The sequence below is a fragment of the Streptococcus sp. CSL10205-OR2 genome (assembly GCF_025660655.1).
GTDB lineage: Bacteria > Bacillota > Bacilli > Lactobacillales > Streptococcaceae > Streptococcus.
In genome coordinates this window covers 41901-66552 of sequence record NZ_JAOTIN010000010.1, presented here as the reverse complement: position 1 = coordinate 66552, position 24652 = coordinate 41901, and the positions used below count along the sequence as shown (strand labels likewise).

Genomic DNA, 24652 nt, shown 5'->3' with positions numbered 1-24652 from the left:
GATTCTCGTCACCCGCTTTACTTTAGGGTAAACCAAGCAGTAACTTTTGCTTGGGCGCGTAGCTCAGGTGGTTAGAGCGCACGCCTGATAAGCGTGAGGTCGGTGGTTCGAGTCCACTCGTGCCCATTTATAAATGATGGTCCGTTGGTCAAGGGGTTAAGACACCGCCTTTTCACGGCGGTAACACGGGTTCGAATCCCGTACGGACTATTTTATAATTTTTGGAGGATTACCCAAGTCCGGCTGAAGGGAACGGTCTTGAAAACCGTCAGGCGTGTAAAAGCGTGCGTGGGTTCGAATCCCACATCCTCCTTATATATTGTTAACGCGGGATGGAGCAGTTCGGTAGCTCGTCGGGCTCATAACCCGAAGGTCGTAGGTTCAAATCCTGCTCCCGCAATAGAGAAAACGGCTCGGTAGCTCAGTTGGTAGAGCAATGGATTGAAGCTCCATGTGTCGGCGGTTCGATTCCGTCTCGCGCCATGTAATATAAAAATGGAAAGATAGCGAAGAGGCTAAACGCGGCGGACTGTAAATCCGCTCCTTCGGGTTCGGGGGTTCGAATCCCTCTCTTTCCATCATAACGGGCATAGTTTAAAGGTAGAACTAAGGTCTCCAAAACCTTCAGTGTGGGTTCGATTCCTACTGCCCGTGTTAGAATATGGCGGGTGTGGTGAAGTGGTTAACACACCAGATTGTGGCTCTGGCATTCGTGGGTTCGATTCCCATCACTCGCCTATTTTTTTGGGGTATAGCCAAGCGGTAAGGCAAGGGACTTTGACTCCCTCATGCGTTGGTTCGAATCCAGCTACCCCAGTTAGAACTCTTTGCCGGCGTGGCGGAATTGGCAGACGCGCTGGACTCAAAATCCAGTGTCCTCACGGACGTGCCGGTTCGACCCCGGCCGCCGGTATAACTAATAAAGACAAGGTTTATATGCCTTGTTTTTTGTTGCCTTTTTAAGCAGTTTTCAGATTGATTTTATGTTATAATTTTTTTAATTATTTAAATTATTCTGGAGAATTGTGATGATAGCATGTTAAGATAGCAAGCTTTCTATTTCTGTACGTAAAAATGAATTATTTTGTGATTTCTATTATTAATTTAATTGATATCACATTGAGTCATGATTTTATAAAGGAGTATTATGACAATCAACATAGAAAATTATAGGAAAATGTTGGAACAGCCATGGGGTAAGATCCAATACGAAATAACATTTGAACAATTGAGTCATATTAAGAACAAAAAGATCCTTGACTTTGGCTCTGGTTTTGGGTTGGTTAGTGAATTTTTAGCAGATGATAATGATGTTATTGCTATAGAACCAAATGAAGAAATGTTGTTTGCCAATCAAAACCATTCTTACAAAAAGATTCTCGGTAGTGTTGAACAATTAGAAACTTTTGATGATGAGTTTTTTGATATAGTGTTATGCCACAACGTATTAGAGTATGTCATAGTAGAAGAACGACCATTTTATTTAGAACAATTTAAAAGGATTTTAAAAACTGATGGAAAGCTGTCTATTATTAAACATAATCAAGTTGGGAAACTCATTCAAAGTGTTGTTTTTTCAAATAATATTGAGATGGCTTTAGGTCTTCTAAATAATGAAAGTTTTGAAAGTGTCTCCTTTTCAAAAGGAAACTTATATAGCATTGAAGACTTAGTCGATATGACTCAAATGACACTTGAAAAATACCAAGGAATTAGAACTTTCTATAGTTTACAACCTAATGAATTTAAGTCAAAGGAAAATTGGTTGCAAGAGATGAAAAAGATAGAATTAGCAGTAAGTGAGTTACATCCCTATAAAGATATTAGCTTTCTACAACATCTTTGGTTAGTAAAGAAATAAAAGCATCATTTTAAAATCACATTTTTCTAGTAAGCATGATGTATTGTATTATTAAAAATATAAGATATTTCTTGTTCTTATAATAAATGGGTGATTATAATATTAGTTAAAAACGGAGGTGTTTTTATGATTAAAATGTTTAAGAATGAGGAAATATTAAGTATTATTGATAATGTTTCTAATCTTTACCAAGAGGTTTTTCAAGTTGATGACGAGGCTAAGGCATTACTTGTTTGGCGAATTAAGAAAAGTATTAATAATAAAAAGAATCCAATCGTCATTGCTTATTTTTCAGATGATAATCAACTTCTTGGTGCCGTCTTTGGTTATGATTATTTGAAGGACAATTATTGGGCAAAGCAAGTCAATCCTTATTTAAGTGATGATTATGATTGGTATGCATCAACGTTTGAGGTGAATGAACTTTTTGTCAAACAAGATACTCAGGGACAAGGAGTTGGTGGTCAACTTTTAAATGCATTAATTGCTAATGTTTCACAAGATAATCTACTTTTAAGCACTATGGCATTTCATAATGAGCCTGTTATTGCATTTTACAAACATCATGGTTTTCGTGTCTTACTTGAACAATTTAAGTTCAAAAATTCAAACCAAATTTTTAGTATTTTAGGTTATCAAAAGAATAAAATTAGCTATTAAATTAATATTTTTTTAATTGAAAATAGATAGATATTGTGGATAAAGAGTTTAAAATGGTGTTAAAACTTTAATACAAGATAGTTAACTCTTGAGTATTTTTGCATAGATTCTTGTTTTTTATAAAGGTTTTGGCAGTGTTTATCATTTTAGCCTTATTGAGTGTGTTGGGGATTGTTGCTATAAGAAGGAGTATGATGCTTTTATTTGATGATTTAGACTATAAGAGTAAAATTTTTATTGATAAAGGTTTTTCGGATGAAAAAAAGTATCAGATTAGAGGAAATAATGATTATTTATTAAAAATATCACCCTTGTCCTATGCGATTAAAAAATAAAAGATTATTTAATAACGTCAGATTCGTTAAAGAAAAAAATATTTTAATAATTATTTATTAAAATATGATAAAATAGAATTCAAATAATTTGGTATTGCAAACTTTTTTAATTAATTATATAATGTATTTTGGGGGTATAAATATGAAAAAAATAATAATTTCTTTTTTAAGTTTATTTATATTATTAACTTTAAGTGGTTGTGAGATAAAAGATAGTGAAAATAAATCAAATATAGAAGATAATGAAAATATTAAGTATTATGATAAAGACTTTATTATGTCCTTAGAGAAAGGATATTCCAATAGATGGATTGAAGTTAAAAAAATTAATGATAGCAATGGTGATGTTACTGCTGAGGAGCTCAAAAGAACAATTTTATTAGAGTTGGATGAAATAAAAGAATATGAAGATTTAAAATTTGAAGATGGTAAATTAAAAGAATTAGCCATTAAATATATTAATTTATTAAGAGACGATTTAGAACTTGCCGATACATACGATGGTTCATTATCATTTTATTCTACTTGGGATGAAGGGTTAGATAAGCGTACGGAGGTTTTGAGTCAAATAAATGAAATTATAAAGCTAGATGTTACTAATCAAGAAGTTAAAAAAGGACTAGCAGAGGCTTTGGCCCGTGGTAAAAAAGTGGTTAGTGAATCTAATAATGACGAAACCACACGAATTTTTGTTAATAATTTCAATTTTCAAAAGAATGAAGGAGAATCTGATGAATATTTTTCTACATTCGATGCCATTATTGAAAACACAACAAATTTAAGCTTTGATTATCTATATGTTGAAATAAAACTGAAAGATGAAGAGGGTATTGTTGTTGATACTGAGAGTATTTCTGAGAATAACTGGATAATTTCTGAAAAAAGAAAATTATCATTTATAACAGACAAAGAATTTTCAACAATGGAATTAATCGTAGATAGTTATAGCGTTAAGTAATTAATACGTTGCTTAAAAATTATTGATTTAAAAGATAGGCATTTGGTTGCTTATCTTTTTGTTATTTTTGGTCATCGTATCTTCCTTACAATTGTGGTAAAATAGAAGTACGATTTAACAAGGAGTAATCATGACGGATTTATTCAAGCAATTACTAAATCAAATAGCTATTCCTGATGATTTGAAAGAATCAGCAGTTTTTTCTGATGCTGACATTGAACGTGTTTTAGTGAATGCTCAAAAAAGAACTTGGGAGTTTTATTTTTCTTTTGATCAATTGTTACCCATTTCAGTCTACCGAGTTTTAAGACATTCGTTGGTTACAACTTTCGCATCTTTAAATATTAAAGCGAGTCTTTTTCTATCTGTTAAAAATGTGGAAGTGACCGATGAACTGCTTAAGGATTATTATCAAGAGGCCTTTGATTCAGAGCTTTGTCAGAGTATGAGTTTTAAGAGTTCTTTTTCTCATTTGGAGGTTTATTATGAGGATGACACCATCTTTATTAAAGCACCTCATTTTTTAAATAATGAGCATTTTCGCAAGAATCATTTACCTAATCTGGAAAAACAATTTGAGGCTTTTGGATTTGGCAAAATTTCTTTTGATATTGTCTCAAGCGATGAGTTGACAAAGACCATTGTTGAAGAATTTGAATCTGGTAAAAATCAATTAATTGAAACAGCGACTAAAGAAGCAATCGAGGCTCAAAAATCTTTAGAAGCCTTACAACCGCAACCTGAAACAACAAATACTTCTTATCAAGAGCGAACAACAATGAGACAAGCTAGTTTTGCTAAGGCTGAAATCACACCTATGATTGATGTGTTTGAAGAAGAAAATAGGATTGTTTTTGAGGGTCTTGTTTTCGCTGTAGAAAAGAAAAAAACACGAACTGGTCGCTATATTATCAACTTTAAAATGACGGATTATACTTCTAGTTTTGCCATGCAAAAATGGGCTAAAGACGAGGAAGATTTGAAAAAATATGATGTGATTGCTAAAGGATCTTGGTTACGTGTTCGAGGAAATATTGAGAATAATCAATTCACTAAATCTCTAACAATGAACGTTCAGGATGTTAAAGCCATTGATCATGAAGAACGTCAAGACAAAATGCCTGAAGGACAAAAACGGGTAGAATTTCATGCGCATACCAATATGTCGACCATGGATGCACTGCCTACGGTTGAAGATTTAATTGCTAGAGCAGCTAAATGGGGACATAATGCTATTGCCATTACCGACCATGGCAATGTTCAAAGTTTTCCACATGGTTATCATGCGGGTAGAAAAAATAATATCAAGGTCATTTTTGGACTTGAAGCTAATCTAGTAGAAGATAAGGTTCCTATTACCTATAATGAAATTGATTTAGCGCTTAATGAGGCCACTTATGTTGTTTTTGACGTCGAAACAACGGGTCTGTCTGCAATAAACAATGATTTGATTCAAATTGCAGCCTCAAAGATGTATAAGGGAAATATCATTGAACAGTTTGATGAATTTATTAATCCAGGTTATCAGCTTAGCCCATTTACAACTGAATTAACAGGGATTACCAACCAACATCTACAAGGGGCGAAACCTTTATTACAGGTCTTACAAGAGTTTCAAGCTTTTTGTCAAGACACTGTTCTTGTGGCTCACAATGCCACTTTTGACGTTGGGTTTATGAATGCTAATTATGAGCGAAATGGATTGTCTCCAATCACTCAGCCGGTCATTGACACGTTAGAATTTTCTAGAAACCTATACCCAGATTATAAACGTCATGGTTTAGGGCCTTTGACCAAACGTTTCCAAGTGTCTTTAGAACATCATCATATGGCTAATTATGATGCAGAAGCAACTGGTCGTCTCTTATTTATTTTCCTAAAAGAAGCCAAAGAAAAATTGCAAATTACTAATCTTCTTGACTTAAATAAAAAAGCGATTTTAAAAGACTCATATAAAAAAGCAAAGACTAAACAAGTCACGATTTATGTCCAAAATCAAACAGGTTTAAAAAATTTGTTCAAAATTGTTAGTCTGTCAAATGTTGTCTATTTTGAGGGTGTTCCTCGTATTCCAAGAACAGTTCTTGATGAGCATAGAGAAGGGCTACTACTAGGAACTGGAGGTGAAGAAGGTGAAGTTTTTGATGCTGTCTTATCAGAAGGTGTTGAAAAGGCTGTTGAAAAAGCTCGTTACTATGACTTTATCGAAGTTATGCCTCCAGAGCTATATCGACCTCTAATCGCTAGAGAATTGATCGCCGATCAAGCAGGCATTGAAACGATTATTAAAGAGTTAATTGATGTGGCTAAACGTCTTGATAAGCCGGTTTTAGCAACTGGAGATGTCCATTATTTAGATCCAGAAGATGAGATTTATCGTGAAATTATTGTACGTAGTCAAGGTCAGGGAGCCATGATCAATCGTCCAATTGGTCGAGGCGAAGACGCGCAACCAGCGCCGCTACCAAAGGCACATTTTAGAACAACTGATGAGATGCTAGAGGAGTTTGCTTTTCTAGGCGAAGAATTAGCTTACGATATCGTTGTGAAAAATCCAAATGCCATGGTTGAGCGCTTTGAAGCAGTTGAAGTGGTTAAAAGTGACCTCTACACGCCTTTCATCGAAGGAGCCGAAGAAGAGGTGGCAAGACTTACCTATGAGAAGGCTTTTGAGTTATACGGGAATCCCTTGCCAGATATTATTGACTTGCGGATTGAAAAAGAATTGACCTCTATTTTGGGAAATGGCTTTGCGGTGATTTACCTCAGTTCACAAATGCTAGTGCAACGCTCCAATGATCGTGGGTATTTGGTTGGTAGTCGTGGTTCTGTCGGCTCTAGTTTTGTTGCTACAATGATTGGTATCACAGAAGTTAACCCTATGCCTCCTCATTATCTTTGTCCAAGTTGTCAACATTCCGAATTTATCACAGATGGTTCTGTTGGTTCGGGTTATGATTTACCTGAAAAAGATTGTCCTCAGTGTGGTAAAAAGTATCGTAAGGATGGTCAAGACATTCCTTTTGAAACTTTCCTTGGTTTTGATGGGGATAAAGTACCTGATATTGATTTGAATTTTTCTGGTGATGACCAAGCCAGCGCCCACTTAGATGTTCGTGATATTTTTGGTGAGGATTATGCCTTTAGAGCAGGAACAGTAGGTACCGTTGCCGATCGAACAGCTTATGGTTTTGTTAAGGGTTATGAAAGTGATTATGGCAAATTTTACCGTGATGCCGAGGTTGATCGCTTAGCTATGGGGACGACGGGTGTTAAAAGAACAACTGGTCAACACCCTGGTGGTATTGTTGTTATCCCAAGTTATATGGATGTCTATGATTTTACACCTGTTCAATACCCAGCTGATGATTTAACAGCAGGTTGGAAAACGACTCACTTTAACTTCCATGATATTGATGAAAATGTTTTGAAACTTGATATTCTTGGTCATGATGACCCTACAATGATTCGTAAACTACAAGATTTATCTGGTATTGATCCAAAAGAGATTCCAGCCGATGATCCTGATGTGATGAAGTTGTTTTCTGGAACAGAAGTACTTGGTGTGACGCCTGAGCAAATTGGTACGTCAACAGGTATGCTTGGTATTCCAGAATTTGGTACCAATTTTGTTCGAGGTATGGTGGATGAAACGCATCCAACAACTTTTGCTGAATTATTGCAATTATCAGGGCTATCACACGGAACGGATGTTTGGTTAGGAAATGCCCAAGATTTAATCAAGGCAGGTATTGCCGACTTATCAACGGTTATTGGTTGTCGTGACGACATCATGGTTTATTTGATGCATGCCGGTTTAGAACCTAAAATGGCTTTTAATATTATGGAGCGGGTTCGTAAAGGACTCTGGTTAAAGATTTCGGAAGAAGAAAGAGAAGCTTATATTAAAGCCATGAGAGAAAACAAGGTACCAGATTGGTACATTGAGTCTTGTGGTAAAATCAAATACATGTTCCCTAAAGCCCATGCTGCGGCCTATGTTTTGATGGCTCTACGAGTAGCTTATTTCAAAGTTCACCACCCTCTTTATTACTATAGTGCTTATTTTTCTATTCGTGCTAAGGCTTTTGATTTGAAAACTATGAGTGGTGGTCTTGAAGCTGTCAAAGCTAGAATGGCTGAAATTACTCAAAAACGTAAAAACAACGAAGCCAGTAAGGTCGAAGAAGATTTATACACCACTTTAGAAATTGTCAATGAGATGTTGGAACGTGGCTTTAAGTTTGGTCAACTGGATCTTTATAAGAGTGATTCACATGAATTTTTAATTGAGGGAGATACTCTTATTCCACCATTTATTGCTATGGATGGTTTGGGAGAAAACGTTGCAAAACAAGTGGTTAAAGCACGTTCAGAAGGAGAATTCTTATCTAAAACAGAGTTGCGTAAACGTGGTGGTTTATCAACAACGTTAGTTGAAAAATTAGATGAGATGGGAATTCTTGGTCCCTTACCTGAAGATAATCAGCTCAGTTTATTTGATGATCTATTTTAGTTTCTACTCAAAACCCCTGACCAAAATTGTTGGAAAGGGGTTTTAAAATGAGCATTAAACTATCTTGAAGAAACAAGAAAAACCTTGTGAAAAATATAATTAAGTTTACAGAAAACTCTTGCAAATAAGTGTAGGAAAGCGGTTAAAAAACTTGCACTTTGTGAAGTTTTATTATATGATGGAGGATGTAAAACGATTTAGTGGAGGAAAATATGGTTAAACTTTCTAAAGAAAAATATTTGGAAATGTATTTGAAAATGCAACGCATCAGAGAATTTGATATGCGTATAAATAAGTTAGTGCGTCGTGGCTTTGTACAAGGGATGACTCACTTTTCTGTTGGTGAAGAAGCAGCTAGTGTTGGTAGTGTTGCTCACCTTTCTTATGATGATATTATTTTTTCAAATCACCGTGGTCATGGACAATCTATTGCTAAGGATATGGATTTGAATGGTATGATGGCTGAATTAGCAGGTAAAGTAACTGGTGTGTCTAAGGGTCGCGGAGGCTCAATGCACTTGGCTGATTTTGAAAAAGGAAACTATGGTACCAATGGTATTGTTGGTGGTGGTTATGCTTTAGCAGTTGGTGCAGCATTGACACAACAATACAACGGAACTGACAATATTGTTGTTGCTTATTCTGGTGATGGTGCGACAAATGAAGGTTCATTTCATGAGTCAGTAAATATGGCAGCAACATGGAAATTACCGGTTATTTTCTTTATTATCAATAACGGTTATGGTATTTCTATGAATATCAAAAAAGCAACCAACACACCTCACCTATATACACGTGCTGAAGCTTATGGTATCCCAGGTTACTATGTAGAAGATGGTAACGATGTTATGGCTGTTTATGAAACAATGGAAAAAGCAGTGAAGCATGTTCGTGGTGGCAATGGCCCAGCGATTGTTGAAGTTGTTTCATACCGTTGGTTCGGACACTCAACAGCTGATGCTGGAGCATACCGTTCAAAAGAAGAAGTTAATGAGTGGAAGAAAAAAGATCCCCTTCTTAAATACCGTGACTTCCTAATCAAAAAGAAAATTGCTACAGCTAAAAAACTTGATAGTATTGATGCTGATGTGGTTAAAGAAGTTGATGCAGCTTATGAGTTTGCACAAAATAGCCCAGATCCAGAACTTTCTGTAGCTTTTGAAGATGTTTGGGTAGACTAAGGAAAGGAAGAGGAGAAATTAATAATGACTGAAACTAAAGTAATGGCTTTACGTGAAGCAGTTAACCTTGCAATGACTGAGGAAATGCGTAAAGATGACACTATTTTCTTAATGGGTGAAGATGTCGGTATTTATGGAGGCGACTTTGGAACTTCTGTAGGAATGTATGAAGAATTTGGTGAAAAACGTGTCAGAGACACTCCAATTTCTGAAGCTGCAATTGCAGGTTCAGCAGTTGGTGCCGCAATCACAGGCTTACGTCCTATTGTTGACTTAACCTTCATGGATTTCTTGACAATCGCTATGGATGCTATTGTTAACAATGGTGCTAAAAACAACTACATGTTTGGTGGTGGGCTTAAAACACCTGTAACCTTTAGAGTGGCTTCAGGTTCTGGTATTGGATCAGCTGCTCAACACTCACAATCTCTTGAGGCTTGGTTAACTCATATCCCAGGGATTAAGGTAGTTGCACCAGGAAATGCTAATGATGCTAAAGGCCTATTAAAATCTGCGATTAGAGACAATAATATGGTTCTTTTCATGGAACCTAAAGCGCTTTATGGTAAAAAAGAAGAAGTTAGCTTGGACCCTGATTTTTATATTCCACTTGGTAAAGGTGAGATTAAACGTGAGGGTAAAGATTTAACCATTGTTTCTTACGGTCGTATGTTAGAGAGAGTTCTAAAAGCTGCTGAAGAAGTAGCTGAAGATGGTATCAACGTTGAAGTAGTTGACCCAAGAACACTTATTCCACTTGATAAAGAACTCATTATTGACTCTGTTAAAAAGACAGGTAAATTAATGCTTGTTAATGATGCTTATAAAACAGGTGGCTTTATCGGAGAAATTGCAACCGTTATAACAGAAAGTGAAGCTTTTGATTATCTTGATCATCCAATTGTACGTTTGGCAAGTGAAGATGTTCCTGTTCCTTATGCGCGTGTTCTTGAACAGGCAATACTTCCAGATGTTGAAAAAATTAAAGCAGCTATTTATAAAATGGTTAATAAGGGATTGTAATTTAAGATTTTCATACTCGTTATTATAGAAAATTTAATCACACTCTCATAAACGAATTGTTGTTTTCTAATGACTGTTAGTTGCTTAGTTAACAATAATGATATAAGAATAGAGAGAAAAGATGATGGCAACACCATCTCTTTTCTACGTTTATATTTTATTTGAAAGGAATTTTATGGCTGTCGAAATTATAATGCCCAAACTCGGGGTTGATATGCAAGAAGGCGAAATCCTCGAGTGGAAAAAACAAGAAGGTGATATGGTTAATGAGGGAGATATTCTTCTTGAAATCATGTCAGATAAAACAAATATGGAGCTTGAGGCAGAAGATTCTGGTATCTTATTAAAAATTGTCCGTGGCAATGGTGAGACTGTTCCAGTTACTGAAGTTATCGGTTATCTTGGTGCAGAAGGCGAATCTGTTGACAATCTTTCTGCTCCTTCAACTGAGTCTAAAGAAGCTCCGCAAGAAGTTGCAAAAGCACCAGAAATACCTGTTCAAGCAGCTCCTCAAGCAGCTGTTTCTGCTCCTCAAGGTAACAAAGGAAAAGTGAGAGCAACTCCAGCAGCCCGCAAAGCAGCTAAAGAGTTAGGTATTGATTTAGGACAAGTCCCTGGTACAGGACCATTTGGTCGTGTGCACAAGGATGATGTTGAAAACTTCCAAGGTGCTCAACCTAAAGCAACACCTCTTGCTAAGAAAATTGCTGAAGATAAAGGTCTTGACTTATCTACCATTACCGGAACTGGATACAATGGTAAGATTATGAAAGAAGACATCATGGCTGTTCTTAATGCTTCTAAAGCAACAACTGAAGCAGCACAAGCAACTAAACCAGTTGAAGAACCTGTGAAAGAATTGCCAGAAGGCGTTGAAGTGATTAAGATGACTGCAATGCGTAAGGCTATTTCTAAAGGTATGACGCATTCTTACCTTACTGCACCAACCTTTACGCTTAACTATGATGTTGATATGACAGAAATGATGGCACTTCGTAAGAAGTTAATCGATCCAATCATGGCTAAGACAGGTAATAAAGTAACCTTTACTGACCTGCTTGGTATGGCTGTTGTTAAAACATTGATGAAACCTGAACATAGTTATCTCAATGCTTCACTTATTAATGATGCTACTGAGATTGAACTCCATCGTTTTGTTAACCTAGGAATTGCGGTAGGATTAGATGGTGGACTTATTGTACCAGTTGTTAAAGGTGCAGATAAGATGACAATTTCTGATTTTGTTATCGCTTCAAAAGATGTGATTAAAAAAGCACAGTCTGGTAAATTGAAAGCGGCTGAAATGTCAGGCTCTACATTCTCAATTACTAACCTTGGAATGTTTGGAACTAAATCATTTAACCCAATTATCAATCAACCAAACTCAGCTATCTTAGGAATTTCAGCAACCGTTCCAACACCTGTAGTTGTTGATGGCGAAGTTGTTGTTCGTCCAATCATGGCGTTGAGTTTAACGATTGACCACCGTCTTGTTGATGGTATGAATGGTGCTAAATTCATGGTTGATCTTAAGAACCTTATTGAAAACCCATTTGAATTATTGATTTGATGACATCAGGTTTTCATAAAATAGATAATAAATCACTATTTAATTATTGAAATAAAAAGGAGATAATAATGGCAATTGAAGTGATCATGCCCAAACTCGGTGTTGATATGCAAGAAGGTGAAATCCTCGAGTGGAAAAAACAAGAAGGTGATGAAGTCAAAGAAGGTGACATCCTTCTAGAAATCATGTCTGATAAAACAAATATGGAAATTGAAGCGGAAGATTCAGGCGTTTTAATTAAGATTGTTCACGGAGATGGTGCAACTGTTCCTGTCACAGAAGTCATTGCTTACTTGGGTGAAGCTGGTGAAACTGTTGATGCTGGGGCAGCAACTGTTAAAGAAGCAACCAAAGAACTTGAAGCTGCTGGTCTAGAGGTTCCTAAAGCCCCTGCTCAAGAAGTAGCACAAGCACCAAAAACTGCATTAGCAGATGATGAGTATGATATTGTTGTTGTTGGTGGTGGACCTGCAGGATATTATGCTGCTATTCGTGGTGCTCAACTTGGTGGTAAAATCGCTATTGTTGAAAAATCAGAATTTGGTGGTACCTGCTTAAACAAAGGATGTATCCCAACAAAAACTTATCTTAAAAATGCTGAAATCTTAGAAGGTTTGAAAATTGCTGCTGGCCGTGGTATCAACCTAGCATCAACAAACTACACCATTGATATGGATAAAACCGTTGACTTTAAAAACTCAGTGGTTAAGAAATTAACAAGTGGTGTTGGTGGCTTGTTAAAAGCTAATAAAGTGACTATGTTTAATGGTTTAGCTAAAGTTAACCCAGATAAGACTGTTGTGATTGGTAGCCAAACCATCAAAGGTCGCAACATCATCTTGGCAACTGGTTCAAAAGTTTCTCGTATTAATATCCCAGGAATTGATTCTAAACATGTGTTAACATCTGATGATATTCTTGATCTTCGTGAAATTCCAAAATCATTAGCCGTTATTGGTGGTGGTGTTGTCGGAGTTGAGCTTGGATTAGTCTTTGCATCATATGGAACAGAAGTCACTGTTGTTGAAATGGCTGACCGTATCATTCCTGCTATGGATCGTGAAATTTCTCTTGAATTACAAAAAATCCTTTCTAAGAAAGGTATGAAATTCATGACGTCAGTATCATTGGAAGAAATTGTTGAAGCTAATAATCAATTGACCCTTAAAGTAAGTGGCCAAGAAGTTGTTGTTGACAAAGCCCTTCTTTCAATTGGACGTGTACCACAATTAAATGGACTTGAAGATCTTAACCTTGAGTTAGATAGAGGCCGTATTAAAGTTAATGAATATCAAGAAACATCTATTCCAGGTATCTATGCACCAGGTGATGTGAATGGTCAAAAAATGTTGGCACATGCTGCTTACCGTATGGGTGAAGTAGCTGCTGAAAATGCAATGCGTGGTAACACTCGTAAAGCGAACCTTGCTTACACACCTGCAGCTGTTTATACACATCCAGAAGTAGCTATCTGTGGTTTAACAGAAGAGCAAGCGCGTGAACAATATGGCGATATCTTAATTGGTAGAAACAGCTTTACTGGAAATGGACGTGCGATTGCTTCAAATGAAGACCATGGTTTTGTTAAAGTAATAGCTGATGCTAAATATCATGAAATCTTGGGTGTTCACATTGTTGGACCATCTGCAGCTGAAATGATCAATGAAGCATCAACCATCATGGAATCTGAATTAACAGTTGATGAAGTAGCGCTTTCTATTCATGGACATCCTACTTTCTCAGAAGTGATGTATGAAGCCTTCATGGATGTTTTAGGTGAAGCTATTCATAACCCACCAAGACGTAAATAAATACTGTAAAAGATAAATCTTAGGTTGTCTAAGATTTGTCTTTTCTTAGTTCTATCATTATCATAAGGTAAGGAGTTACAAATGAAATATATTGTCAACAATAGCAATGACCCAGCTTTTAATATTGCCTTAGAAGCCTATGCTTTTAGAGAATTAATGGATGAGGATGAAATTTTTATTCTCTGGATCAATGAACCAGCTATTATTATTGGTAGACACCAAAATGCCATTGAAGAAATTAATAAAGAATATACCGATGAGCATGGTATCAAAGTGGTTCGTCGTCTGTCAGGTGGTGGGGCTGTTTATCATGATTTAAATAATCTTAACTACACCATCATTTCTTCAAAATCAGGAGAAGAAGGCGCTTTTGATTTCAAAAAGTTCTCAGCTCCAGTTATCGAAACATTAGCAGATATGGGTGTTAAAGCTGAGTTTACAGGTCGTAATGACTTGGAAATTAATGGTAAAAAATTCGGTGGTAACGCTCAAGCATACTACAAGGGACGTATGATGCACCATGGTGCTTTACTTTTTGATGTTGATTTATCAGTTTTAGCAAGTGCCCTCAAAGTGAGCAAGGATAAAATTGAGTCAAAAGGGATCAAATCAGTGCGTGCACGTGTGACTAACATTTTAAGTGAATTACCTAAAAAAATCACTGTTACTGAATTTAAAGATGCCCTCTTAGAGCAAATGAAAAAAACACATCCTGATATGACAGAATATGTTTTATCAGATGAAGAATTGGCTCATATTAAAAAGTCAGCAGAAGAAACTTTTGGCACATGGGATTGGACGTATGGTAAAGCACCAGAATATACCATTTCTCGTAATGTTCGCTATCCAGCTGGTAAGATTACTACTTATGCCAATGTTGACAAGTCAATCATTAAATCGATTAAAATTTACGGTGACTTCTTTGGAATTAAAGATGTTAGTGAAATTGAAGAATTGTTAGTTGGTGTTCCTTATGAATACCCTGCAGTTCTTGAAAAATTAAAAACCATCGATACAACTGCTTATTTCTCACGTATGACAGTAGAAGAAGTCGCAAAAGCTATCGTGGCTTAATAAGTCTTTAACAGGAGAAGATATAGTCTTCTCCTGTTTTGTTTATAAATTATCTATCAAAGGAGTTTAATATGTATCAAACAAAAATTATTGGTGATCGTCTTTTTCATGTTAAATCAGAAGGCTATGGGGACTCTGTAGAGTTATTTGGTGTCAAACAACAAGGAGAAACGCCAATGAGTCTTGTTAATATTGCCTTGGGGTCATGTATTACCATGTGTGTGCAAGGGTATTTTAAAAAACACCATCACCTAAACGAGGTACCAATTGAAGTGTCTTCCTCTTATGAAGATGATCATTTCAGCTTAACAGTGGCTATTCATCATCCATATAATCAAGAAGAATCAGGAGCCATCCTAGCTTATATTGATGACTACTGTCGTGTTAAAAAACTTTTGCGTGATGACGTTAAGGTTGACATTTCTCTTTTAAAAACAGCTGAATAAGTGTGATGTCGTATGGCACATAGAAAGATGTTGTAAAAAAAATAAAATGGTTTACATCTCTGTATATTTATGTTACTATTAATAACGAATTTAAGGAAAGGAGTTTAGAATCATGAACAAATTATGGCTTGCTATGATGTTAGATAAAAATGAACTCCTTTCTGACCTGAAAATGTAGTGTTTTTAACACACAAAAAAGGGCTCATTGTAGGAGTTGTTCTACTATGGGTCTTTTTGTATTTTTATAATCTTTTTAGGCTGTTCTAGGCTAGCTGTCGTATAGTCATTACTCGATTGAAAGGATGCCTATAAAAAGATGGGGTCAAAAGAAAGAGGAAAACTTGATGTTTCAACTAATCTATCATTTTATTATGAAAAAGAAGTGGCGTTACTTGCTGATTGTGACGGCTCTTGTTATTTATGATGTGAGTCTGGTTATTCCAACTAAAATCATTGAGCAGGTTGTCGATTTGATGACAAAAGGGCAACTCACCTCGCAACTATTAGTTAATAATGCCATTTATTTAATCTTTGTTACTGTAATTTCTTATGTGACAGCTTATATTTGGGCGCGTTACTTGTTTCAATCTTCTGTCGAATTTCGTTTGAATCTACAAAAACAGGCTTTTAAAAAATTATTGAAAATGAGAACACCTTTTTTTGACAAGTTTCGTTCTGGAGATGTGATGACGCGCTTCACAACCGATTCAGAAGGACTCAAAGAACTAGTTGGTTTTGGTCTCATGGTTGTTTTTTATGCTGGTGGCACAGTTCTTTTTGTGATTCCTGTCATGTTTTTTATTTCATGGTCAGTTAGTCTTTTTGCTATTATTCCCCTACTCTTGTTAGCAGGGTGTATCTACTTTTTGGGGAAAAAACAAGATGTTCTAGTTGAAAAAAATCGTAATGCCATTGCCAGTCTAAGTGATGAAGTCTTAGAAGTCATTGAAGGTATTCGTGTGATTCGAGCCTATAGTAAAAAAGAAGATTTGTTCAAAAAATTTCAAGCGAGCACACAAAAATTAGCCAGACAAGATGATTACGTTAGACGCTATCAATCGGCATACGGTCCCTTATTTTTCTTCTTTTTAGGGATTTCAACGGTGATTATTCTTTTGATGGGAGCAAATGGCATTCAAGATGGGACCTTAACCTTGGGTCAAATCATTGCTCTTCAGCTCTACGCCTCATCTTTAGTTGAGCCATTTTGGATGTTGGCAGAATTTATTTTAACCTATCAAGTTGGTAAAACGTCTTTTGAAAAAATTAATGAATTGTTAGTAACCGGTGATGAACTTGAAAAAGACGGGAAGATTATCTTAACAAAACCAGAAGAGATAGTCTTTGATCATTATTCGTTTACTTACCCAAATGGTTCAAACCAAAGTCTATCTGATATTAGTTTACGTATTAAAGCAGGAGAAACTCTTGGTGTTGTTGGTAAAACAGGTTCTGGGAAGACGACTTTTGTGCGTCAGTTCCTAAGACAATACCCAGTAGGGCAGGGTGTTTTTAATATTAATCAAAGACCAGTTGTTGACTATCAAAAAACGTCTATCGAAGATGCCATTAGTTATGTACCACAAGAGCATATTTTGTTTTCAAAATCTGTTGGTGACAATATTGCTGTGGGAAATGCTGATGCTAGTCAAGAAGATATTTTAAAAGCTATTGAGACAGCAGCCTTTACTGACGATTTAAACCGCATGTCCAAAGGACTTGAAACTGCTATTGGTGAAAAAGGTGTTTCGATATCAGGGGGTCAAAAACAACGCATCTCAATTGCTAGAGCCTTCTTAAAGAATCCAGATATTCTCATCTTAGATGATTCCTTGTCAGCTGTTGATGCTAAAACTGAGCAAGCTATCATTGATAATATTCAAAAAGAGAGACAAGAAAAAACAACCATCATTGTGACTCACAGGCTATCAGCTGTTAACCATGCTGATTGGGTGATTGTTTTAGAGGAAGGTAAGATTGTTGAGGCAGGAAAACCTGCCGATTTAATTGCTAACAAGGGTTGGTATTATGAGCAATACTTACGCCAACAAACGAAGGAAGATTAATTCCAGTCAAAACACATGTTTCATGAGCCATTAAGGAGGTGTGAAATGATGACCAACGAAAAAGTACTTTTAGCGGGAGCTACAGGCTACCTAGGAAGATTTGTAATGCAGGAGCTGATAAAAAGAGGCTATCGGACTAAAATCATTGTGAGAAATAAAAATAACGTTAACCTGGTAGCGCCAAACCTTGAAATAGTTGAAGCCCAGGTAACAAGTTCAGAGGATTTAAAAGGTATTTGCGAGGATATTGATATCGTGATTAGTACAGTTGGTATTACACGTCAAAAAGATGGATTAACCTATATGGATGTTGACTATCAGGCAAATGCAAACCTAATCAATGACGCTAAAAAAAGTGGTGTCAAAAAGTTTATCTATGTTTCGGTTTTTAAAGGTGAACAGCTGAGACATTTAAAAATTTGTGAAGCCAAAGAAAAATTAGGTGATTATTTAAAAGCCTCAGGCTTAGATTACGCGATTATCAGACCAAATGGATTTTTCTCAGATATGGCGGAATTTCTCAACATGGCAAAAAACGGGACAGTGTATTTGTTTGGAGATGGCACATTAAAACTCAATCCCATTCACGGAAAAGATTTAGCTATTGCTGTCGTTGATTCTATCGTAAATGATGAAAAAGAATTAGCCATCGGCGGTCCTGAGCTACTTTCGCAAAACGAAATGGCAGTATTAGCATTAAAGGCGTATCACAAAAAAATCAGGATAGTGCATTTACCAGATTTTTTAAGAAGATTGACTCTTAGTGCCATTAGGACGTTTACTGGTCAAAAGATCTATGGCCCATTAGAATTTATAATGACGACCATGGCGATGGATATGTCTGCTCCAAAATTTGGCACGGAAAAATTAGAAGATTTTTTTAACCAAGAAGTCAAAAATATAAAAAAACGAGTGATGATCAACTAGAAAAAGATGGTCAGTTTGTCTTAAAAATCAGAAGTAATAGTGTTTGAATCTTATTCGTTTATTTATCAAATGGTTCAAGCCAAATTTTGACAGAAGTTAGTTTAAGCATTAAATCAAGAGAAACTTTCGCTAGTGTTGGTAAACCAGTAGATTTGATGGCTAAAAAAGGTTGATATTATGAATAATATCTATACCAACAAACGAAGGAGGATTAGTTTTGAGTGTTATTTTATCATTAGTAAAAGAATTAAAAGCAGTTAAAAAATTTTTCGGTTTGGGGATGCTTTTGCTCTTAATGTCGTCTCTTTTACAGCAAGTGTCACCACTCATTGTACGAAGAATTATTGATGGCCCTTTGAGTGATTTATCTAAAGGGTTGCCACTTAATCAAGCCTTGCTGTTAAGATATCTATCTTTATTTGTGACCTTAATGGTTGTTTATAGCATCGGTTATTATGTGTCAACTCGTCTTTTGATGCATTCTGCTAATAAAACAGCTGCCTTTTTACGCGAAAGAGCCTACCGAGTGATGCAACGACTCCCTATTTCCTACTTTGATGATAAGCCGGCAGGGAAAATCGCTACTCGGATTGTTAATGATACAGAAACCATTAGAACACAGTTCTATGCTAATCTTTTATCTCATCTTGTTCGTGCGAGTTTGAGAATTACAATTATTTATGGGATTGTCTTTTTCTTAGATTGGAAGCTGGGTACTCCCTATTTTTTATTACTGGCAACTTCTTTATAATCGTATTACGGAAAAGCCGATTTCTAATTTTTATGAAGCTAGAAGTGAAATCAACACGCAAGTGAATGAAACGATGAATGGTTCTGTTGTGATTCAACTGTACCACCAGGAAAAACGGATTATGAACGACTTTCTTCAGTTATCAGAGAAAATGCGTCAATCAGAAAACAAGGCTATTTTGATTGATAGTTCACTTTCTTGGAACTTGATGGAAATGTTGAAAAATTTTGTGATTGCTGGAACCCTAACGATTGTTGGTTATCAATTTTTAGCCAATCATTCACTAATCACACCAGGTAGACTATTTATCTACATCAATTATGTTTCTATCTTGTTTGATATGATGGGAAATTTAGTACGAAGTTTGCCAAATCTTAAACGGTCATTAACGACGGGAAATCGCCTGTTAGAACTCTTAGACGAACCGCTTGAAGATGATTCAGACAAAGAACTTACCATTGCTGTTGGTGATGTGGTTTTTGACAACGTTTCTTTTTCATATGAAGCTGATAAAAAAGTTTTAAAAAACATTGCTATCCATGCTAAAGCAGGTCAGACAGTCGCTCTAGTTGGTCATACAGGTTCAGGAAAATCTTCCATTATGAATCTGTTATATCGCTTTTATGATCCACAAGAAGGTCGCATCATGATTGATGGTCAAGATACCAAAGAGTTTTCAAGAGAGAGTCTTCGTAGTCATATGGGGATTGTTCTTCAAGACCCTTATATTTTTTCAGGGACGATTGCTAGTAATGTAGCCATGAATAATCCTGTTTTTTCTGATGAAGAGATTATGACAGCTCTTAAGCGTGTTGGTGCTAGTGACATGATAGCGCGATTAAAAAATGGCATTCATGAAAAAGTGGTCGAAAAAGGAGCAGCCTTTTCTAGTGGCGAAAGACAATTGATTGCTTTTGCAAGAACTCTGCTTGTTGATCCAAAAATTCTCATTTTAGATGAGGCAACGTCGCATATTGATACAGAAACAGAAGAGGTTATCCAAAAAGCCATGGCAGTGGTGAAAGAAGGTCGAACAACCTTTATTATTGCTCATCGCCTGTCAACCATTCAAGATGCTGATCAGATATTGGTTTTAGATAATGGTGAAATTGTTGAACAAGGAACCCATCAAGAATTAATGGCTAAAAATGGTCGTTATGCTCAAATGCAAGACATTCAAAAAACGATTGCTTAATAAGAAAAACCCTTTGGCTTTGTTAGTTTGTTTCTAACAAGGTCAAAGGGTTTTATTGTTTTAGTGACTAATCTAATAGGAGTAGTCCTTCTTTTCTTTCAAATGGATTTTTAGGGTTGATACGGTCATAGAAAAGTACGCCATTAATATGGTCAATTTCGTGTTGGACAACAATGGCATTATAGCCTTTTAATTTTAGTTTGTGTTTTTCATTATTTTTATCATAGTATTCAATGGTGATGCGTGAATGACGAACCACATAACCTTCTACAGTACGGTCAACAGATAAACAACCTTCGCCTTCAGCTAAAGCGGCATCTTGAACAGAGTGAGATAAGATTTTTGGATTATACATGACTTCCTCTAAAGAGTAGGCTTCTTTTGGAGGATTGCCTTCTGGGTCTTCAGGATTTGGTACTAAAACAGCAATAATACGTTTTGAAATATCAATTTGTGGTGCTGCTAAACCAACACCTGCACGCAGTTTCATTTTTTCAGCCATTACAGGATCTTGTGAGTGTTTTAAAAATTGCATCATTTTTTCACCAAGTCTGATGTCCTCATCAGAAAGTGGTAAGGTCACTTCTTTAGCTTTGGCACGAAGAGTAGGATTTCCTTCTCTGATGATATCGTCCATATCAATGAGATGACCAGCACGAATTAATTTTTCTTGAACAGACATGAGTATTCCTCGATTTCTAAATCTAATTTCATGTCTAACTATATCATAAAAAAAACAAGAAATAAAGTGGCACTATTTGACAAAAGGGAGTCTCTTTTGGTACAATGAATGATGTCCTAAGGACACACCAACTTTTTCTTGGTTTTAGGTCTGCCAAAACCTATGACTCGGATAAAGCATAAAAAGGAGAAAAATAATGGCAATTTCAAAAGAGAAAAAAAATGAAATTATCGCACAATACGCTCGTCATGAAGGTGACACAGGTAGTGTTGAAGTTCAAGTGGCAGTATTAACATGGGAAATCAACCACTTAAACGAACATATTAAAGTTCATAAAAAAGATAACGCTACTTACCGTGGATTGATGAAAAAAATCGGTCACCGTCGTAACTTATTAGCGTACTTACGTCGCACTGACGTTAACCGTTACCGTGAATTAATCGGTTCATTAGGTCTTCGTCGTTAATCAAGATTGTCAAAAGAAAAGTTCCCTTTGGGAGCTTTTTTCTTTTTTAGAAAATGAAAACATCTGAAAAACAGTAGCTAAGACGTTTTTTATTTTATCTCATTTGTGGTAAAATAAAAGGGATACATGATTGATACAAAGATGAGGTTATTTCTAGAGAAGTAGGCTGATTTTTGTAGCAAACGATGTATCAAATAATAAATAGATTCAAGGAGTTTTTATGTCAAAACAAGTGTTTAAAACAACTTTTGCTGGACGACCTTTAGTGGTTGAAATTGGTCAGGTGGCAAAACAAGCCAATGGGGCTGTCGTTGTTCGTTATGGTGAAACAACGGTCTTAACCGCAGCAACCATGTCTAAAAAAATGGCAACTGGTGATTTTTTCCCACTTCAAGTCAATTATGAAGAAAAAATGTATGCTGCTGGGAAATACCCAGGTGGATTCAATAAACGTGAAGGCCGTCCAAGTACCAATGCAACTCTAACCGCACGTTTGATTGACCGTCCGATTCGTCCAATGTTTGCAGAAGGTTTTAGAAATGAAGTGCAAGTGATTAACACAGTACTTTCATACGATGCTAATGCATCTGCACCGATGGCTGCTATGTTTGGGTCATCACTCTCGTTATCCGTTTCTGATATTCCATTTGATGGTCCAATCGCAGGGGTTCAAGTGGCTTATGTAGATGGTAAATACATTATTAACCCAACACAAGAAGAACAAGAGGCTTCTTCATTAGACCTCATTGTGGCAGGAACTAAACACGCCATTAACATGGTTGAGTCTGGTGCCAAAGAATTAACCGAAGATATCATGTTGGAAGCTCTTCTACTTGGTCATGATGCTATTAAAGAATTGATTGCCTTCCAAGAAGAGATTGTTGCTCAAGTTGGTAAGGAAAAAGCAGAGGTTGAACTTCTCCAAGTCGATAAAGACTTGCAAGCAGAAATTATTGCTCAATACAATACACAATTACAAAAAGCCGTACAAGTTGAAGAAAAATTAGCGCGTGAAGCAGCAACAGAAGCCGTCAAAGAAGAAGTTAAAGCTGTTTACGAAGAAAAATATGCTGATGATGAGGATCTTGCAACCATTATGCGTGATGTGGCTGAGATTCTAGAGCAGATGGAACACGCAGAAGTACGTCGCTTGATTACAGAAGATAAAATTCGTCCTGATGGTCGTCGTGTTGATGAGATTCGCCAACTAGATGCTGAAATTGATTTCTTACCACAAGTTCATGGTTCAGGTTTATTTACACGTGGGCAAACACAAGCCTTGTCTGTTTTAACTTTGGCACCACTTGGTGAAACACAATTGGTTGATGGTCTTGATGAGGTGTACAAAAAACGCTTTATGCATCACTATAATTTCCCACAATACTCTGTTGGTGAAACAGGCCGTTACGGAGCACCTGGTCGTCGTGAGATTGGTCATGGGGCGTTAGGGGAACGTGCTCTTGAGCAAGTTTTACCAAGTTATGAGGATTTCCCTTATGCCATTCGTTTGGTGGCAGAAGTCTTAGAATCAAATGGTTCTAGCTCTCAAGCGTCGATCTGTGCGGGGACACTTGCTCTTATGGCTGGTGGTGTACCAATTAAAGCGCCAGTAGCAGGAATTGCCATGGGATTGATTTCTGATGGTAATAACTACACTATTTTAACCGATATTCAAGGTCTAGAAGATCACTTTGGCGACATGGACTTTAAAGTGGCTGGTACAAGAGAAGGTATTACGGCTCTTCAAATGGATATCAAGATAGCAGGAATCACTCCTCAAATCTTAGAAGAAGCATTAGCACAAGCGAAAAAAGCACGTTTTGAAATTCTTGATGTCATTCATGACACTATTTCTGGACCTCGTCCAGAATTGGCACCTACCGCACCAAAAATTGATACCATTCAAATTGATGTCGATAAAATTAAAATTGTTATCGGTAAGGGCGGTGAAACCATCGATAAGATTATCGCTGAAACAGGCGTTAAGATTGATATCGACGAAGAAGGTATGGTGTCTATCTACTCGAGCGATCAAGAAGCAATTAATCGTACCAAAGAAATTATTACTAACCTAGTGCGTGAAGCAAAAGTTGGTGATGTCTATGAAGCTAAAGTCGTTCGCATTGAAAAATTCGGTGCCTTTGTTAATCTCTTTGATAAGACTGATGCGCTTGTTCATATTTCAGAAATGGCTTGGGCAAGAACTAACAAGGTCGAAGATTTAGTGGCTATTGGCGATACGGTTTCTGTTAAAGTGATTAAAGTGGATGATAAGGGACGTGTTGATGCGTCGATGAAGGCACTTTTGCCAAGACCACCAAGACCTGAGAAAAAAGAACGTAAAGAAGAAAAACATGACAAACAAGACAAATAATAACATTATGGCAGACATTGATAAACGCTTGCGTGCTTTTATCAATACACCGGATAATTTTTTAGATAGCATTGCTTTTGTGAACAGCCTCCATCAAAGCCCTGTTTGGGCCAGTGAAGCACCTTATGCTATTGAGGTTGATGGCAAAAAAGTGACACCAGTTTTTACTGATGAGAAGGATTTGGACGCTTTTAAAGCCGTTCAAGAAAGTGCTCAAAATCAACATTGGACTCTTCGTTCCAGCTTGGAAATTTTGGAAGAAGCGCTTGTTAATAAATTATATGGTCTTGTCTTTAACTTGAAAAAAACTGGTGATTTCGGTAATACAACTACTTTTAAAAGTCAGGAACTAGTGACATTTATCAATTATTTCACTGCTATTTTGAATCGATTGATGAATGAAGACAATCAAAAAGCAGAGAAATTGGAAAAATATTATCTGATACCATCATTTTCTTTGACAAAAGAAAAAAATGAAAAGAGACTATTTCCAACCATGACAAATCCTGATGGAGATATTTATATTCCTGTCTTTTCTAACTTAGAAAGTTTCGCTCGCTGGTATAATCATGAAAAGTTTGGTTTACGTTTTAGAGAGGCTAAGGGCAACGTGCTAGCTTGGCAACTCACTGAACTAAAACAACCGCAATCAGGAGAAAATGAAATATTGCCATCAAAAGGGATTGTGATAAATCCTTTTGATGAAGAAATGGAGATGCTCTCTTGGGATCAATTACCTTAAAGAGACGATAAAGG

16 protein-coding genes, 10 tRNA genes and 3 pseudogenes are annotated in these 24652 nt (G+C 36.3%); 28 read left to right on the top strand and 1 reads right to left on the bottom strand.

Annotated elements, in window-relative coordinates; all coding sequences use genetic code 11:
• The first annotated feature begins 52 nt into the window (after nt 1–52).
• The 25 genes and pseudogenes from N7659_RS06020 (at nt 53) to N7659_RS05905 (ending at nt 20374) form a co-directional block, all read left to right on the top strand.
• Nucleotides 53–126 (top strand) — tRNA-Ile (locus N7659_RS06020).
• Nucleotides 127–138: 12 nt separating this feature from the next.
• A tRNA-Glu gene (locus N7659_RS06015) sits at nt 139–210 on the top strand.
• Between the two features lie 13 nt (nt 211–223).
• Nucleotides 224–313, top strand: a tRNA-Ser gene (locus N7659_RS06010).
• Between the two features lie 13 nt (nt 314–326).
• Nucleotides 327–400 (top strand) — tRNA-Met (locus N7659_RS06005).
• 10 nt (nt 401–410) lie between these two features.
• A tRNA-Phe gene (locus tag N7659_RS06000) sits at nt 411–483 on the top strand.
• 14 nt (nt 484–497) lie between these two features.
• Nucleotides 498–578: transfer RNA gene (locus N7659_RS05995), tRNA-Tyr, on the top strand.
• Nucleotides 579–583: 5 nt separating this feature from the next.
• Nucleotides 584–654 (top strand) — tRNA-Trp (locus N7659_RS05990).
• 10 nt (nt 655–664) lie between these two features.
• Nucleotides 665–737 (top strand) — tRNA-His (locus N7659_RS05985).
• A gap of 8 nt (nt 738–745) precedes the next feature.
• Nucleotides 746–817: transfer RNA gene (locus tag N7659_RS05980), tRNA-Gln, on the top strand.
• Between the two features lie 12 nt (nt 818–829).
• Nucleotides 830–913, top strand: a tRNA-Leu gene (locus tag N7659_RS05975).
• Between the two features lie 234 nt (nt 914–1147).
• Nucleotides 1148–1861, top strand: a complete 714-nt coding sequence (locus N7659_RS05970) for a class I SAM-dependent methyltransferase (RefSeq protein ID WP_263276287.1) — start codon at nt 1148–1150, stop codon at nt 1859–1861.
• 126 nt (nt 1862–1987) lie between these two features.
• Nucleotides 1988–2521 (top strand): GNAT family N-acetyltransferase, encoded by a 534-nt coding sequence (locus tag N7659_RS05965; protein ID WP_263276286.1) that lies wholly within the window; start codon nt 1988–1990, stop codon nt 2519–2521.
• Nucleotides 2522–2631: 110 nt separating this feature from the next.
• Entirely contained in the window at nt 2632–2856 is a 225-nt protein-coding gene (locus N7659_RS05960) for a hypothetical protein (RefSeq protein ID WP_263276285.1), read from the top strand.
• A gap of 142 nt (nt 2857–2998) precedes the next feature.
• The gene (locus N7659_RS05955; RefSeq protein WP_263276284.1) at nt 2999–3814 is read left to right on the top strand and encodes a hypothetical protein; all 816 of its coding nucleotides are present in this window, start codon (nt 2999–3001) and stop codon (nt 3812–3814) included.
• A 130-nt stretch (nt 3815–3944) separates the two neighbouring features.
• The gene (locus N7659_RS05950; RefSeq protein ID WP_263276283.1) at nt 3945–8330 is read left to right on the top strand and encodes a PolC-type DNA polymerase III; all 4386 of its coding nucleotides are present in this window, start codon (nt 3945–3947) and stop codon (nt 8328–8330) included.
• Nucleotides 8331–8542: 212 nt separating this feature from the next.
• Nucleotides 8543–9511, top strand: a complete 969-nt coding sequence (locus N7659_RS05945; protein WP_199568180.1) for a thiamine pyrophosphate-dependent dehydrogenase E1 component subunit alpha — start codon at nt 8543–8545, stop codon at nt 9509–9511.
• A gap of 24 nt (nt 9512–9535) precedes the next feature.
• Complete coding sequence (locus N7659_RS05940) at nt 9536–10534, top strand: alpha-ketoacid dehydrogenase subunit beta (protein ID WP_199568179.1); 999 nt, start codon at nt 9536–9538, stop codon at nt 10532–10534.
• A 175-nt stretch (nt 10535–10709) separates the two neighbouring features.
• Nucleotides 10710–10965: pseudogene (locus N7659_RS08225) on the top strand (biotin/lipoyl-containing protein); the annotation flags it as partial.
• A gap of 83 nt (nt 10966–11048) precedes the next feature.
• Nucleotides 11049–12104, top strand: a pseudogene (locus N7659_RS05935) (dihydrolipoamide acetyltransferase); the annotation flags it as partial.
• A 68-nt stretch (nt 12105–12172) separates the two neighbouring features.
• Nucleotides 12173–13915, top strand: a complete 1743-nt coding sequence (gene lpdA / locus N7659_RS05930; protein WP_263276281.1) for a dihydrolipoyl dehydrogenase — start codon at nt 12173–12175, stop codon at nt 13913–13915.
• A gap of 81 nt (nt 13916–13996) precedes the next feature.
• A complete protein-coding gene (locus N7659_RS05925; protein ID WP_199568176.1) occupies nt 13997–14989 on the top strand; it encodes a lipoate--protein ligase in 993 nt (330 codons plus the stop codon).
• Nucleotides 14990–15060: 71 nt separating this feature from the next.
• Nucleotides 15061–15435: an OsmC family protein gene (locus N7659_RS05920; protein ID WP_263276280.1), complete on the top strand. Its 375-nt coding sequence runs from the start codon at nt 15061–15063 to the stop codon at nt 15433–15435.
• A gap of 344 nt (nt 15436–15779) precedes the next feature.
• Nucleotides 15780–17501, top strand: coding sequence for an ABC transporter ATP-binding protein (locus N7659_RS05915; RefSeq protein WP_263276279.1), 1722 nt, complete (start codon nt 15780–15782; stop codon nt 17499–17501).
• Between the two features lie 45 nt (nt 17502–17546).
• Entirely contained in the window at nt 17547–18428 is an 882-nt protein-coding gene (locus tag N7659_RS05910) for an SDR family oxidoreductase (RefSeq protein WP_263276278.1), read from the top strand.
• Between the two features lie 217 nt (nt 18429–18645).
• Nucleotides 18646–20374, top strand: a pseudogene (locus N7659_RS05905) (ABC transporter ATP-binding protein).
• Nucleotides 20375–20441: 67 nt separating this feature from the next.
• Here the strand turns inward: N7659_RS05905 and def are convergent.
• A complete protein-coding gene (gene def, locus N7659_RS05900) occupies nt 20442–21056 on the bottom strand; it encodes a peptide deformylase (RefSeq protein ID WP_263276277.1) in 615 nt (204 codons plus the stop codon).
• A gap of 196 nt (nt 21057–21252) precedes the next feature.
• On the opposite strand from def, the gene rpsO reads away from it, so the two are divergent.
• From rpsO to N7659_RS05885, 3 genes are all read left to right on the top strand, one after another.
• Nucleotides 21253–21522 carry a 30S ribosomal protein S15 gene (rpsO, locus tag N7659_RS05895; protein ID WP_199568171.1) on the top strand — a complete coding sequence of 90 codons (270 nt, stop codon included), beginning with the start codon at nt 21253–21255 and terminating at the stop codon, nt 21520–21522.
• Nucleotides 21523–21742: 220 nt separating this feature from the next.
• Nucleotides 21743–23896: a polyribonucleotide nucleotidyltransferase gene (pnp, locus tag N7659_RS05890; protein WP_263276276.1), complete on the top strand. Its 2154-nt coding sequence runs from the start codon at nt 21743–21745 to the stop codon at nt 23894–23896.
• Complete coding sequence (locus N7659_RS05885) at nt 23877–24638, top strand: SseB family protein (RefSeq protein ID WP_263276275.1); 762 nt, start codon at nt 23877–23879, stop codon at nt 24636–24638. The genes pnp and N7659_RS05885 overlap by 20 nt, the downstream gene beginning before the upstream one ends.
• The last annotated feature ends 14 nt before the right edge of the window (nt 24639–24652 follow it).

Coding starts and splice junctions, on each gene's coding strand:
- N7659_RS05940 (WP_199568179.1), top strand. CDS start 9,536: ATGACTGAAACTAAAGTAATGGCTTTACGTGAAGCAGTTAACCTTGCA.
- pnp (WP_263276276.1), top strand. CDS start 21,743: ATGTCAAAACAAGTGTTTAAAACAACTTTTGCTGGACGACCTTTAGTG.
- N7659_RS05910 (WP_263276278.1), top strand. CDS start 17,547: ATGATGACCAACGAAAAAGTACTTTTAGCGGGAGCTACAGGCTACCTA.
- N7659_RS05945 (WP_199568180.1), top strand. CDS start 8,543: ATGGTTAAACTTTCTAAAGAAAAATATTTGGAAATGTATTTGAAAATG.
- N7659_RS05970 (WP_263276287.1), top strand. CDS start 1,148: ATGACAATCAACATAGAAAATTATAGGAAAATGTTGGAACAGCCATGG.
- N7659_RS05955 (WP_263276284.1), top strand. CDS start 2,999: ATGAAAAAAATAATAATTTCTTTTTTAAGTTTATTTATATTATTAACT.
- N7659_RS05920 (WP_263276280.1), top strand. CDS start 15,061: ATGTATCAAACAAAAATTATTGGTGATCGTCTTTTTCATGTTAAATCA.
- lpdA (WP_263276281.1), top strand. CDS start 12,173: ATGGCAATTGAAGTGATCATGCCCAAACTCGGTGTTGATATGCAAGAA.
- N7659_RS05950 (WP_263276283.1), top strand. CDS start 3,945: ATGACGGATTTATTCAAGCAATTACTAAATCAAATAGCTATTCCTGAT.
- def (WP_263276277.1), bottom strand. CDS start 21,056: ATGTCTGTTCAAGAAAAATTAATTCGTGCTGGTCATCTCATTGATATG.
- N7659_RS05925 (WP_199568176.1), top strand. CDS start 13,997: ATGAAATATATTGTCAACAATAGCAATGACCCAGCTTTTAATATTGCC.
- N7659_RS05915 (WP_263276279.1), top strand. CDS start 15,780: ATGTTTCAACTAATCTATCATTTTATTATGAAAAAGAAGTGGCGTTAC.
- N7659_RS05965 (WP_263276286.1), top strand. CDS start 1,988: ATGATTAAAATGTTTAAGAATGAGGAAATATTAAGTATTATTGATAAT.
- rpsO (WP_199568171.1), top strand. CDS start 21,253: ATGGCAATTTCAAAAGAGAAAAAAAATGAAATTATCGCACAATACGCT.
- N7659_RS05885 (WP_263276275.1), top strand. CDS start 23,877: ATGACAAACAAGACAAATAATAACATTATGGCAGACATTGATAAACGC.